Annotated in this window: 14 protein-coding genes; 3 read left to right on the plus strand and 11 right to left on the minus strand. The window is 38.4% G+C overall.

Translation table 11 applies throughout. From position 1 onward, the window contains the following. The first annotated feature begins 16 nt into the window (after positions 1-16). On the plus strand, positions 17-1147 hold the full coding sequence (locus TR08_RS28210) for an ABC transporter ATP-binding protein (RefSeq protein ID WP_238579265.1): 1131 nt from the start codon (positions 17-19) through the stop codon (positions 1145-1147). Then, positions 1147-2703, plus strand: coding sequence for an ABC transporter permease/substrate-binding protein (locus tag TR08_RS28215; protein ID WP_045523924.1), 1557 nt, complete (start codon positions 1147-1149; stop codon positions 2701-2703). Before TR08_RS28210 ends, TR08_RS28215 begins: the two co-directional genes overlap by 1 nt. 25 nt (positions 2704-2728) lie before the next feature. On the opposite strand, the gene TR08_RS28220 is transcribed toward TR08_RS28215, so the two are convergent. The 3 genes from TR08_RS28220 to TR08_RS28230 all read right to left on the minus strand — a co-directional run bounded on the left by TR08_RS28220 (position 2729) and on the right by TR08_RS28230 (position 5119). Continuing rightward, positions 2729-3346, minus strand: coding sequence for a TrkA C-terminal domain-containing protein (locus TR08_RS28220; RefSeq protein WP_045523925.1), 618 nt, complete (start codon positions 3344-3346; stop codon positions 2729-2731). A 131-nt stretch (positions 3347-3477) separates the two neighbouring features. Further along, on the minus strand, positions 3478-4074 hold the full coding sequence (locus TR08_RS28225) for a nucleotidyltransferase family protein (RefSeq protein WP_045523927.1): 597 nt from the start codon (positions 4072-4074) through the stop codon (positions 3478-3480). Further along, positions 4067-5119, minus strand: coding sequence for an XdhC family protein (locus TR08_RS28230; RefSeq protein WP_045523928.1), 1053 nt, complete (start codon positions 5117-5119; stop codon positions 4067-4069). The genes TR08_RS28225 and TR08_RS28230 overlap by 8 nt, the downstream gene beginning before the upstream one ends. 214 nt (positions 5120-5333) lie before the next feature. Here TR08_RS28230 and TR08_RS28235 point away from each other — a divergent pair, with 214 nt between their 5' ends. After that, a complete protein-coding gene (locus TR08_RS28235) occupies positions 5334-5930 on the plus strand; it encodes a hypothetical protein (RefSeq protein WP_045523930.1) in 597 nt (198 codons plus the stop codon). A 162-nt stretch (positions 5931-6092) separates the two neighbouring features. On the opposite strand, the gene TR08_RS28240 is transcribed toward TR08_RS28235, so the two are convergent. The 8 genes from TR08_RS28240 to TR08_RS28275 all read right to left on the minus strand — a co-directional run bounded on the left by TR08_RS28240 (position 6093) and on the right by TR08_RS28275 (position 14257). Then, on the minus strand, positions 6093-7454 hold the full coding sequence (locus TR08_RS28240) for an aspartate kinase (RefSeq protein WP_045523932.1): 1362 nt from the start codon (positions 7452-7454) through the stop codon (positions 6093-6095). Between the two features lie 142 nt (positions 7455-7596). Continuing rightward, positions 7597-8214, minus strand: coding sequence for an NUDIX hydrolase (locus TR08_RS28245; protein WP_045523934.1), 618 nt, complete (start codon positions 8212-8214; stop codon positions 7597-7599). 135 nt (positions 8215-8349) lie between these two features. Beyond that, the gene (locus TR08_RS28250) at positions 8350-9507 is read right to left on the minus strand and encodes a homogentisate 1,2-dioxygenase (RefSeq protein WP_045523936.1); all 1158 of its coding nucleotides are present in this window, start codon (positions 9505-9507) and stop codon (positions 8350-8352) included. A gap of 14 nt (positions 9508-9521) precedes the next feature. After that, entirely contained in the window at positions 9522-10445 is a 924-nt protein-coding gene (locus tag TR08_RS28255; protein ID WP_045523938.1) for a fumarylacetoacetate hydrolase family protein, read from the minus strand. A 15-nt stretch (positions 10446-10460) separates the two neighbouring features. Next, on the minus strand, positions 10461-11069 hold the full coding sequence (locus tag TR08_RS28260) for a flavin reductase family protein (protein ID WP_045523939.1): 609 nt from the start codon (positions 11067-11069) through the stop codon (positions 10461-10463). A 104-nt stretch (positions 11070-11173) separates the two neighbouring features. Continuing rightward, the gene (gene hppD, locus TR08_RS28265; protein ID WP_045523940.1) at positions 11174-12289 is read right to left on the minus strand and encodes a 4-hydroxyphenylpyruvate dioxygenase; all 1116 of its coding nucleotides are present in this window, start codon (positions 12287-12289) and stop codon (positions 11174-11176) included. A 167-nt stretch (positions 12290-12456) separates the two neighbouring features. Further along, positions 12457-13251 carry an ABC transporter ATP-binding protein gene (locus tag TR08_RS28270; protein WP_045523941.1) on the minus strand — a complete coding sequence of 265 codons (795 nt, stop codon included), beginning with the start codon at positions 13249-13251 and terminating at the stop codon, positions 12457-12459. Then, the gene (locus TR08_RS28275; protein ID WP_045523945.1) at positions 13226-14257 is read right to left on the minus strand and encodes an ABC transporter permease; all 1032 of its coding nucleotides are present in this window, start codon (positions 14255-14257) and stop codon (positions 13226-13228) included. Before TR08_RS28275 ends, TR08_RS28270 begins: the two co-directional genes overlap by 26 nt. Positions 14258-14311 lie beyond the last annotated feature (54 nt).

Below are 14311 nucleotides of genomic sequence, written 5' to 3' on the forward strand. Positions count from 1 at the left end.
TTTTTCATAAGGAGGAATGACTTTGATAGAGTTTAAAAATATAGTAAAAAAATACCGAAATAAAACGATCATTAAGCCCTTCTCGATTGATATCGAAGCTGGCCAATTAGTTGTTTTTATTGGACCCAGCGGCTGTGGAAAAACTACATTACTAAAAATGATCAATAAATTAATTCAGCCATCTGCAGGAAAGATTTTTGTGAATGGTAAAGATATTTCAAATATGGATGCTATCGAACTAAGAAGAAATATTGGCTATGTCATTCAAAATACAGGTCTTTTCCCTCATATGTCGATTAGAGAGAATTTGGAATTAATCCCAAAACTTAAAGGCGAAGACCCAAATAAAATTTCTAAGAAAACAGAGGAACTTCTCCATGTAGTTGGATTAAATCCTACGGAATACTTAGACCGTTTTCCAAAGGAATTAAGTGGTGGTCAACAACAAAGGGTTGGAGTAGCAAGAGCCTTTTCAACAGATTCAGATATTATTTTAATGGATGAGCCCTTCAGTGCCTTAGATCCTGTAACAAGAAACTCCCTTCAGGATGAACTCGTTCAAATGCAAAAGGAGCTCAACAAAACCATCATTTTTGTCACCCATGATATGGATGAAGCGATAAAAATAGCCGATAAGATTTGTATATTAAAAGACGGCGATATTCTCCAGTTTGATACCCCTGAAAATATTCTAAAAAACCCAGCCAATGAATTTGTCGAAGGATTCATAGGGAAGAGAAGAGTTTGGAATAACCCTGAATTATTAATGGCTGAGGATATTATGATACCTAACCCTGTAAAGATTACTGCTAAGCGCACTGTATTACAGGCCATCGAGATAATGAAATTTAATAAGGTCGACAGCTTAATGGTAACCGACAGAAATAATATTTTAATAGGATTAGTGACTTTAAAAGGTATTCAATTACTAAACCGAAATTCCGAAATTGAAAGTGTAATGGAAAAAAATGTACTAGCTGTTACCGAGGATAGTAATTTAATTTCTATTTTAGCGACGATGAATGAACATAAAATTGGCTACGTCCCTGTTATCAATCATACGAAGCAATTAACTGGACTTATAACGAGAAGCAGTATTTTATCGGCTTTAAGCAGCCAACTTATTGATTTGGAGGTGACCTTTTAATGGCTGATTTTTTTAAATATTTAAGCTCTAACTATGAACAAATTCTAAATTTACTAGGTCAACACATTTATTTAAGTGTTATTTCTGTATTAATCGCAGTTATTATTGGGATTCCACTTGGCATTTTAATTTCAAGAGAACCAAAGTTATCAAAGCCAATAATCGGAACAACAAATGTCATTCAAGCTGTACCAAGTTTGGCACTACTTGGGTTTCTCATTCCATTCATTGGAATTGGCAGTGCTCCTGCCATCGTCATGGTTGTCTTGTATTCCCTTCTTCCAATCGTAAAGAACACGTATACAGGATTAACGAATATCGATTCTGATATTCTGGAAGCCGCCAAAGGTATCGGCCTGACCAAGAGTCAAACTATGAAAAAGGTTCAGCTGCCACTTGCTTTTCCGATGATTATGGCGGGGATCAGAATTTCTGCAGTAACGGCTGTCGGATTGATGACCATCGCAGCATTCGTGGGTGCAGGCGGCCTTGGTTATCTCGTTTTCTCTGGGGTTCAAACCGTTGATAACTACATGATTCTAGCCGGAGCAATCCCTGCATGTATACTTGCACTTCTTATTGACTTTATCGTTGGTAAACTCGAAACTTCATTTTCCTATACAAATAAGCAAAAATCAGCTTCAAAATCTAATAAAAAGGTAAAACGACTTGTCATTGGACTTGTTAGTGTTATAGTAGTGGCTGCAGGTGCTTTTACCTTTTATTCTAAGGCAATAGCAGAAGACAAAATTGTCATAGGATCAAAAAATTTCAGCGAACAGCTAATATTAGGGCATATGCTTGCTGATTTAGTAGAAAGTAAGACTGATATTGAAGTAGATAGAAAAATGAATCTCGGCGGCTCACAGGTAGCCTTTAGTGCCATAAAAAATGGGGATATTGATGTTTATGTAGAATACACAGGTACAGGACTTGTAAATATTCTCAATCAGAGCCCACAAAGTGACTCTGACAAGGTTTATGACCACGTAAAAAAAGAATTCCATGAGAAATTTGGTATCGAAATGTTAAAACCGCTTGGATTCAATAACACCTATGCTTTAGCCGTACGTCAAGATACGGCACAACAATATAATTTAGACACTATTTCTGACCTTGCTAAAGTAAGCGATGGAATGATTATGGGTCCAACCATTGAATTTCCCAATCGAGAAGATGGATTAATTGGACTATCAAAAACCTACAATTTAAACTTTAAAGAGGTAAAAGCAGTAGACGGAGGTTTGCGCTATACAGCCCTTGATAATCATAAAAGTGATGTGATAGATGCATTTTCTACTGATGGATTAATCGAGGAATTTGGTTTAAAGGTATTAGAAGACGATAAAAACTTCTTCCCTCCCTATTATGCTGTGCCAATTGTCAAAGAAGAAACATTAAAGGAACATCCTGAACTTGAAGAAGCACTTAATGCACTTGCAGGCAAACTAACAGACGATAAAATGCGTAAGCTCAATTACAAAGTTGACAGTCTGAAGGAATCACCAGCAAAAGTGGCAAAAGAGTTTTTACAAGAAGAAGGTTTAATAAAATAATGAAAGCCGGCGATGCCGGCTTTTTTTAATCTTCCAAAAAATGAACGACCCTTTCATAGGTTTCGTCATCACCTATAATAAGAAGTACATCCCCTTCAAGAATCAATGCATAAGGTCCTGGAGAGATAATCAATTCTCCCTTTCTCTTCATGCCTATCACTGTTCCCCCAGTATTTTGCCAAAATTTCACTTCAGAAATCGTCTTACCGATATGTACACACCCAGGAAAAACCTCTACCTCTATGGGTGCTAATGGGTTGGTATGTCGAAGCTTTGTAGAATAATCCATAATTTTTCTGACAGTATCAAAAAGCTGCTCATCTAACTTGTCTCTCTCGGTAATAAGTGTATTAATTTCTTTTTCTAGGTCCTTTATACTCGCCAAATTCGAAAAGCGATGAATATATTTATAGGCATTCTCTCGCGAAGAAATAACTATCCCACTACCCTTTGTTGATTTAACAATCTCCACGTCTTCTAATATCTTTATCGCTCTTCTAACTGTCTCTGGTGAAACTTTATACTCACTTGCCAATGTGGATCTCCCGTGAATCTTTTCACCTACTTTGAATTTACCATCGTAAATTCGATTCGCTAAATCAATTGCAATCCGTTCATAAGTTGGTATTTGTGCCCTTTGCATATATTCCTCCACTGAAACTAATTCCATTTAACTATTTACTTTTACTATATACTAAATTTATTAGGGATGCGATATTGAGGTAAACAAAGAAAAAGTCTCCAGTTTCCTGAGACTTTTCCTTTAAAGATAATCTACAAATAGTTGTACTGTTTAATTATTTGATAATCTTCCGGTGTATCAATATCCATCCCCCAAATGGATTCAGCAAATGAAAGAATCGTTGTTTCACTTTTATATTTCTTTATGATTTCTTTACCACCTTGATCACCCTCTATTGTTAAAAATTCATTATATAAACTTTTATCAATTAATATGGGGTGTCCAAATTCCCCTTGATACTGAGGTCTTACTATTCGAGCACCTTTATGAAACTGTTCTATCATTGATTGAATGACCATATCAGGGACGAATGGCTGGTCTGCTAAAAAAATAAAGGTCGCATCACTACGCTCTTTCACCTTTTCTATCCCTAATTTTAATGACCAAGACATGCCCTGTTCATAATTCGGGTTATCAATAAAATCTACATTTAGTAAATCAGCCGCTTCCATTTTGAATGCCTGCATATGCTGGCCGCCTATTAAACAAATCGGATTCAGGTGGTTTCTAATAGCTTGCTCAAGAGGGTAACGAAAAAGAGATTTTCCTTTTAATGACAATAAAAGTTTTGGCTGTCCCATTCGTTTGGACATTCCAGCTGCAAGGATAATGGCCCCTATCCTAGACATGAATCTTCACTTTTCCTTTAAGTGATTTCCCTTCACGATTGGATCGTACCGCCATTAATTCAGACACAATACTTATTGCCACTTCTTCCATCGTTTCTGCCCCTATATCCAGTCCAACAGGTGTATATATATCATTACCAATTGTTAAATCCTCACCAATATTTAAGATCATTTCTTGTGTGCGTGAAACAGGTCCTAATACACCAATGTATTTTGGATTACTTTTTAATGCAAGATACAGAGCCTCTTCATCACGGCTTTGCAAATGATTCATAATGACCCACCACGCACCATTTACATGATCAGGATTAATATTTTCCGAAACCTCCACAAGATGTTTTGCCTTAGGGAAGTAGCTTTCGGTATTAAATTCACTGCGAGGGTCCAAAACAGTTACGGAAAAACCAGCTTTAGCAGCAAGTTCAACCACTGGAATGGCATCCTTACCAGCACCTGCTACAATTAATTTTTGGCTAGGACGGATGACATCGACCACAAATCTACGACCTTCCCATTTCAATACTTCGGCACGTTTTTGTGATTTAAATCCTTTAAGTGCACTTTCGTAAACGATGGAAGGGAGGTATTCACTGTCACCAATAATTTCTCCATATTTTGTTACCAATGCTTTAACACCTGTAGGCACTTCTAAAATAAAGGAAAATTCTTCTTCTTGGTTTAACAGCTTATCAGTAGACTCCCAAAAGGAATCATCCTTTTTCGCTGGCAGGATAAGAATTTCTAGTGATCCTTTACAGCCAATTCCTAAGCTCCAGATTTCGTTTTCACTTAGGTCATAGTTTTTTATCATCGGTATTCCTTCTTGAATGGCCTTTTCGGCATAACCATAAATATCTCCTTCCAAGCACCCTCCACTGATACTTCCCTTCATTTCAGCGCCTTCTGCCATCATCATCTTTGTACCAGGTAATCTGTATGCAGACCCATTAACACCGATTAACATAACAATCGCTGCTTTTTTATCCTTTTCCCAAGCTGATTTTATCGAGTTCATAATCGTACGAAATTCTTTTAATTGTGACATAAAGCTGTTCTCCCCTTTTTGGTCGGTATCATATGACTTATATATGTTGTTAATTCTATGTAGGCGTTATTTTACTATTATAATATATAAATTAAAGAATATTATCAATAATCTGTCAATTTTTAACCTATTCTTTTCTTTTTGGATTCCTGCGTGAGAAAGTAAGGAAGTGGATATAATCATAATAATGCGCTTTCTACCTGAGGTGAAAACAATGAATCGAAAGCTAGTCCTTTTGCTCAGTTTTCTTTATGTAGCATTTATGGGAATACTATTTTTTCTTTATCGTTCGGAAGGGGAATCTTTTAAATCAACCGTTGCCATCGGAGGGATGGTATGTGGGGCAGTACCACTTCTTTTAGCCTTATTTACAAAGCTCCAGTTCAACCTGCCGATTGTTATTTCCTATTTACTTTTCTTGGTTGGTTCACAATATTTCGGCTCGATACTCGGCTGGTATGGTCTTGGCTGGTGGGATACCTTTATGCATTTCCTTAGTGGTGCCATCCTAGCGTTTGCTGGAATCGCTTTATATGAAAGATTGGTTCATCGGGATGCAGAAGTGGAAATATCTCCTTGGATTATTTTTCTATTCACCTTATCTTTCGCCGCATTTGGCGGTGTTCTATGGGAAATCTATGAATTTAGCTCTGATCAATTTTTTAATATGACGTTACAGGGCGGGGGTAATGACGATACAATGATTGATTTAATCTCAGATACAGGCGGCGGACTAATCATTGCACTCTGGGCTGGGGTTAGGACAAAGATTAAATTAAAGAAAAATCATCAGTACCCACAGATATCATAATCAGAATGAAGTTTCGCGGATTTATTTAGATTATCGCTGATATATTTGGATTAACCCGGATAAATTCGTTTTAACGCTGATATATCCGAAAAATCGTATACATATTAACCTCCAAAATAAAAAAGCAGTCTAAAAATATATTTTAGAACTGCTTTTTCCTTTTTATACAGGTACTACTGCGAAAAACTCATCGTAGAGAGCTTGAACGGCTCTCTTTTCATCGACTGCTTTTACACCAAACATCATACTAACCTCGGAAGAGCCTTGGTTAATCATTTCAATATTGACTTCTGCCTTCGCTAAAGCCTTAGAGGCACGTGCCATTGTTCCTACATTTCGGCGCATTCCCTCACCTACAACCATAATCAGTGAAAGACTGTGTTCAATTTTTACTACATCCGCATGTAACTCAGACTCGATTCTCCAGGCAATTTCATTTTCCATATCAGGATCGAGCTGGGCTTCTCTTAAAATAACTGATACATCATCGATCCCAGAAGGAGTGTGTTCATAGGACAATCCATATTCTTCTAAAATACTCAAAAGCCTTCGTCCAAATCCAATTTCTCTATTCATTAAGTATTTGCTGACGTAAATGCTGCAGAATCCTTTATCACTAGCAATTCCAACAACTGGTCCATTCGTATTATCTCGCGCATATACAATTCGCGTGCCAGGTGCACTAGGATTGTTTGTGTTCTTAATTTGAACTGGAATACCAGCACGGAAAGCTGGTACAAGTGCTTCGTCATGCAATACCGTAAATCCGGCATAAGATAATTCTCGCATTTCTCGGTATGTTAACTCTTTTATTTCCTTTGGATTATGGACAAGGTGTGGATTAACAGAAAATACAGCATCCACATCCGTAAAATTCTCATATAGATTTGCTTTTATACCGTTAGCTAAAATTGAGCCAGTTATATCGGAGCCACTTCGTGAAAACGTGAATACTTCACCTTGTTTACTATAGCCAAAGAATCCTGGAAAAATAATGATTCCTGAAACCTCACGTAATGAATATAACTTTTCATACGATTCTGCTAGAACCTGCGCATTACCTGGTTCATCACTGACAAACAGTCCGGCTTCCCTTGGATTTACATACGTTGCCTCTACGCCCTGCTCCCTAAAGTAAGCCGCGACTAATTTAGCGTTATTATCCTCACCACTTGCTTTAATGAGATCCATAAACCGGTCAGGCTTACTTCGATCTCCATTTAATCTCTCTGATAAATCGTGATGTATTTCACTAATTATCTCATTAGGGAGAGCTAACTCTGCGGCAATGGAGGAATATCTTGACATAACGGCGTTAAACTTTTCCTTTGGATTATTATCTTGTAGGCATTGTTCAGCGCATTCTATCAACAAGTCCGTTACCTTCTCATCCTCAGCGAACCTCTTTCCAGGTGCAGACACAACCACTACTTTCCGCTCAGGATCAGATATCACAATCTGAAAAACCTTTTCGATTTGTTTTCCTGACGATAAAGAGGATCCTCCAAACTTTACAACCTTCATCACAACATCACCTATCCCAAAAAGTATAAATTTAATTTTATCGCTATTCAGAAAATAATCAAGTGTTTTTTCTCCTGTAAAAAGACATTTGTTTTTCTCAGAAGGACAAAAATAAAAAACAGTGAAATTATCCAGGATAATTTCACTGTTTCATTAATTCAATAAAATGTGAAAGGATTTTAGCTGTAAGTCCCCAAATAACCTTCTCCTCATAAAGGTAAAAGTATTCATCTAACGCCCTTGTCCGCCAATTATAATTTTCACCGCCAACAATTAAATCAAATGGAAAGTTATCCTCAGGCTCTACCTTAAAATGAATATGGTAAATATCCGGGGCTTTTCCAATAAAATACGTTAACGGTACCGTGAAAATCTCTCCCACTTCTCCGGGATTTGGTTGAATTTTTTCTGGGCTCTTTATAATCGCTACGAAGGGATAAATCATCATTCCAAAAGGGGAAATCATGAAATCAAGTGGATATACATCCGATAAGTTCGCTCTGCATATTCCTAATTCTTCCATTGTTTCCCTAATCGCTGCACTTTTTTCATCTATATCCTGCGGATCAATTCTTCCCCCTGGGAAACAAATTTCCCCAGGCTGCCTTCGCAGGTGGAGTGAACGCACCTCAAACAAGACGTGAATGCCATCCTCTTTTTGTATAAGCGGCACCATAACAGCATATCTTGAAAATTTATCACTTCCCAAAATGCTGGGTGCATGGCTTATTAATTTCGATTGAATAGATTCAAAGTTCATGATTCTCACCTCCAATGTAATAAGTCTATATATACAATACTATCACTTACTATTTAATTAATGCTTCTCTTATGATTTTTACAAGAAAAAACAACCCAATATTATATGATTGGATTGTTCAAAATAAATTATCCCTTATTTTTCCACCCACGAAAACATATAATCTGGGTCCTCCATTTCATTCACGGACTTAACCACTTTAAGCGGATGAAAGGTATCAATCATAACGGCTAGTTCAAGTGTTTCTTTTTTTCCAATGCTTGCTTCGGTCTTTCCAGGGTGTGGACCATGCGGAATACCACTTGGATGTAGCGTAATGGATTCAAATTGGACCCCTTTGCGACTCATGAAATTACCTTTGACATAATAAAGTAATTCGTCGCTATTTACATTACTATGATAGTAAGGAGCAGGTATGGCTTCTGGATGATAGTCAAACATTCTTGGCACAAATGAACATACCACAAAGTTATTCCCCTCAAAGGTTTGATGGACAGGCGGAGGCTGATGAATTCTACCAGTTATGGGTTCAAAATCCTCGACATTAAAAGCCCAAGGGTAGAGGTATCCATCCCAACCTACGACATCAAGCGGATGATGACCCACTAGATGAGAATGGAGCGATCCCCGCGATTTTGTTACGATCTCAAACTCTCCTTTTTGGTCATAGGTCTCTAGTGTTTCTGGACCACGAAAATCACGCTCACAAAAAGGACTGTGCTCGAGCATTTGTCCATATTCATTTCGATATCTTCTTGGCGTTGTAATCTGGCTAAACGATTCAATAAACAACAGTTTTGTTTTTTCCTTCTCATTTGGAATCACCCGATAAATGGTCCCAATTGGTATTAAAAGATAATCACCCGGTCGATAGGATACCGTTCCAAACATCGTTTCAAGCTTCCCTGACCCGTAGTGAACAAACAGCATTTCATCTCCATCACCATTGCGGTAATAGCTCTTCATTGGCTCATTAACTGAAGCCGTACCAATTAATAAATCTTGATTCCCTAAGATATATTCCCGCGCTGAAAGTGCGTCTCCTTTTTTTACAGTCTTGTTTGTCAAAAAAAGGCGGTGCTTTAACGATTTTTGTTCCTCATATTCTGGTAAATAGCTGCCAATCAACTCCGCTTTTAACACTTCTGTTGGCATGTAATGGTGATAAAGAATCGATTGTGTTCCGGAGAAACCGCGTGTACCCATTACTTGCTCACGATAGAGACTTCCATCGTCTTTTTTAAACATAGTATGGCGTTTATAGGGAATCCTTCCCATTTGTCGATAATACATGTTTTCACCTCGCTTCAATTATTTACAATCGAATTCTTTAACACACCAAGTTTATCAATCTCCAATTCAACCACATCACCCGATTGTAACCAGCGATGTACGTCCGTACCGAGTTCAAGGATACATCCTGTCCCAACTGTACCAGAACCGATAATCTCCCCTGGATAGAGCGTAACCCCCGCAGAAGCCCTCTCAAGCATTTCTCCGAACGAATAGTAGATATCCTTCATATTTCCTTCAGAAAGAAGGCCACCATTAACCCTTGCTTTCATGGTAATGTCAAAGCCTTTACCAGATCTCAAATTCTCCAACTCATCCTTGGTGAGTATATATGGTCCAATCGAAGTTGCAAAGTCCTTTCCTTTAGCAGGACCTAATCCTACCTTCATTTCCTGTCTCTGAAGATCCCTGGCGCTCCAATCATTTAAAATACAATAACCAAAGATATAGTCCTCTGCTTCTTCAGCTGAGATATTCCTGCATTGCTTTCCGATAACACAGGCAACCTCCAGCTCATAATCCAGCCAATTACAATTGATAGGCATAGAAATTTTGTCTTCAGGTCCTTTAATCGCCAGGTGATTGGAAAAATAAAATACGGGTATTTGGTACCACTCCGGAATCATATCCAAACCTCTGTTCTCCCTTGCAGATTTCACATGTTGCTCAAAAGCATAGAAATCCCGGAAGCTTTTTGGGGTTGGCAGCGGTGCTTTTAGCCTAACCTCATTTAATTGATAAACACCTTTTTCACCGGCTGAAGACTGTAAAAGACCCTTGGCGATTTTCATATTACTTTCACTCTGCTCAAGAAAGTCTATCATTTTCACCGGCAGATTACCGTTCGTAGCTTCGTTCATATCTACAACAAGGTCAGTCTCCAACAACAACCCTGACCTTACATTCCCATTATTTTTTTCAAAGGTTACGAATCTCATATAATCACCTAGTTTCTATTTCCTAATAATATCAAACGTTTTCCCTAATGGATTGGTAAAGGTATTACCTGCCATTCTGCCAATTGGCTGAAGCTTCGCTGTATCAATTCGCCCTTTCTGAAATAATTCATCCTCTACATGAATATTCAAAACCTTACCTATTACTAGACTCCCTGCACCAACCTTGTCACCAAAATCCAACACCTGATAGAGCTCGCACTCTAGATGAACCAGTGATTCCTTTATGCGCGGTACCTTTACCATACGACTAGGCTCTTTTGTTAACCCTGCTTCCTCCAGCTCATCGACCTCAGGAGCAAATTCAACCGCACAATCATTCATTTGCTTCGCCATGTTTTCGCTGACAATATTTATCACAAATTGCTTGGTTTTTTCAATATTTACGAGTGTATCTTTCTTTGACCCATCACTTCCCCTTCTCATCGGTGAAAAACAGATGAGCATGGGGTCAGCGCATATCGCGGTAAAGAAACTAAAGGGAGCAGCATTGGCGATTCCATTTTCATCTATGGTTGATACAAAGGCAATCGGCCGAGGAAGAATGGAGCCAATTAGTATCTTATAAGCATCACGCCATTCGAGTGTGTCTGGTGACACTTCCATACCTTTCACACCTCTTTCCTTATACTCTCTTTGAAAAAGGGAGAAACCTCTCCCTTTTTTCTTCCGGACGTGGACTTTTCCCCTTTAAAAATATCTCTAATCTATTATAGGTTTCCTCTTCGAGCCTGTTCTCTTTCGATAGATTCAAATAATGCCTTAAAGTTTCCTTCCCCAAAACCTCGTGCACCCTTACGCTGAATGATCTCCACGAATAATGTAGGTCTATCGACAATCGGCTTGGTGAAAATTTGCAGCAAGTAGCCCTCATCATCACGGTCGACTAAAATATTTAATTCACGAAGCTTTTCTATTTCTTCGTCAATTTTGCCGATTCGCTGTCCCAAATCCTCATAATACGTACTTGGTGTATTTAAGAACTCCACCCCATTTTTTTTCAAGGTGGCAACAGTTGAGACAATATCCTCCGTTAAAATAGCCAAGTGCTGTACACCAGGACCATTATAGAATTCTAAATATTCCTGAATTTGAGATTTGCGTTTCCCTTCTGCTGGCTCATTAATTGGGAACTTAATTCTGCCGCCATTATGCATGACCTTGGACATTAGCGCAGAATACTCAGTAGTAATATCTTTATCTGTGAAATGCTTCATTTCTACAAATCCCATTACCTTAGAATAATATTCAACCCATTCTTCCATACGCTCAACGTTTCCGACCACATGATCAATTCCAATCAAGCCAGCATCTTCAATTGGCAGATAGACGGAATATGGATCAAAATCTGGCATGAATACACCCTGATAATTCTTGCGTTCTACTAACGTATGGATGGTGTCTCCATATGTACCGAGAACGGCCTTTTTAATAGTCCCCTTTTCATCCTTTAGCTCAAATGGAGGTACAAGGGCAATAGCACCACGCTCTACAGCAGCGTTATATGCCTTATCGACATCATCTACTAAGAGGGCAACATCCTTTACACCGTCACCATGTTTTTTTACAAACTGAGCAACTCGAGTATCTTCTTTGTAGGAACCAGTGAGGACAAGACGAATATTTCTTTGTTGGAGAACAAAGGAAACGGTTTCACGATTTCCCGTTTCAAGGCCGGAGTAAGCGACCGGTTTAAATCCAAATGCGGTACAAAAAAAGTGGCAGGCTTGCTTTGCATTCCCCGTGTATATTTCGATATAGTCGACATCCTTAACAGGAAAAAAATCATTAACTAGTTCATCAGCTTTTAATCGTTTTTCTTTCATTTATATTCCTCCTATTATCTTTTAATTAATAATATTCAGAATATATATTAAGTGATACTAGCATGTCCAATCAAGAGCAGGCAGTAAAGCAATAACGCTTTTTAGTAGTAAAGATTCGTACAAATAAAAAAAGAAACAACCTATAAACAGGCTGTTTCTTAATAGATTTAGGATAAAACGGCACGGTCGCTGGCCATTTGTACGCCGCGAATTCTTTTAAACTCTTCTAATAATCCTTCAATCGTTAAGTTTTTCTTATTTACCGCATCCACTTCTAATATGATTTGACCTTTATCCATCATAATTAGACGGTTACCAAGATCAATGGCTTGCTGCATATTGTGAGTGACCATTAAGGTTGTTAGCTGATATTTCCCAACAATTTCTCGTGTAAGATTGGTTATTAATTCGGCTCTCGATGGGTCAAGGGCAGCAGTATGTTCATCTAGAAGTAAAATGGCGGGTTCTGTGAATGTTGCCATTAACAGCGATAATGCCTGCCGTTCTCCTCCTGACAACAATCCTACCTTTGCACTTAAACGGTTCTCTAAGCCAAGGTGCAGGGATTCAAGCACCTCCCGAAAGTAATCGCGCCTTTTTTTAGTGACTCCCCTTCTGAAGGTCCTCGTTTTATTTCGAGAGTAAGCCATTGCCAGGTTTTCTTCAATCGTCATACTAGGAGCCGTCCCTGCCATCGGGTCTTGGAAAACACGTCCGATCATTTTCGACCGTTTATATTCTGACATCGTGGTTACATTTTTGCCATCAATATGGATATCACCAACGTCAGGTACTAAAACCCCAGATATAATATTCATTAATGTCGATTTTCCGGCACCATTGCTGCCAATCACGGTCACGAAATCTCCGGGATTTAGAGTTAGATTCACGTGGTCAATCGCTATTTTTTCATCAGGTGTTCCTTCATTAAAAATCTTATGAATCTGATTTAAATGCAGCATGGTTCTCACCCTTTCGCTCAGCCGATGCTTTTATCATGTTCAGCCTTTCTTGTCTTCTCCGGGCTTTACGCTTTTTCTCTTTAGATTGTTCAATTATTTTTGGTGCAGTTAAGGCAATAATAACAATTAATGCTGTTATTACCTTCATATCACCAGGGTCTAGGAATTCTACCCTTAATGCTAGTGTAACAACAATACGGTAGATGATCGATCCTCCGATAACCGCAAGTGTTGCCCTTGCAATTGATTTAGTCCCAAACAAGGCTTCACCGATTATAACAGATGCTAAACCAATAACAATCATCCCAATTCCCATACCAACATCCGCAAAACCACCTTGCTGCGCGATTAAGGCACCTGAAAAGGCAACCAGTGCATTGGATAACCCAAGACCCAAGATGGTGAGAAGATTTGTATTGGCAGAGAAACTGCGAATCATCTGTTTATTGTTTCCAGTCGCTCTTACAGCAAGACCAATTTCCGTCTGTAAAAATAAATCCGTAAGCCATTTGATAACAAGGGTAACAATAATCATAAAAATTAAAATTCCCCATGTACCAGGAAGGCTGTCTCCAAGACCAACAGCCGTTAGTAAGCCATTGAAAAAAGAATCCACTCCTATATTTTCGAAAAATCCACCGATTTTCGTAAATGAAGTTTCCATATTTAATAAGGGGATATTTGATCTTCCCATTATTCTTAGATTAATAGAATAAAGGGCAATCATCATTAAAATACCTGACAGCAAGTTATTAATTTTCCCAAAGGTGTGAAGCAGCCCTGTCATACAACCTGCTGCAAATCCTGCAAATAGTGCCAATATGGTGGCCAAAAACGGGTTTACCCCACCAGCAATTAAGACTGCTGAAAGTGCTGCACCTGTTACAAAACTCCCATCTACCGTTAAATCCGGAAAATCCAGAATACGAAAGGAAAGATATACGCCCAGTGCCATAATCGCGTAGATGATACCTGCTTCAAATGATCCAAATATGGCTGTAAACATTGAGATCATCCTTTCTGTTAGTCTTTGTTCTTCATTCATTGAATCCTATACAGT

It is taken from the genome of Neobacillus niacini (assembly GCF_000759675.1).
In the GTDB taxonomy this organism is placed as follows: domain Bacteria; phylum Bacillota; class Bacilli; order Bacillales; family Cytobacillaceae; genus Neobacillus; species Neobacillus niacini_A.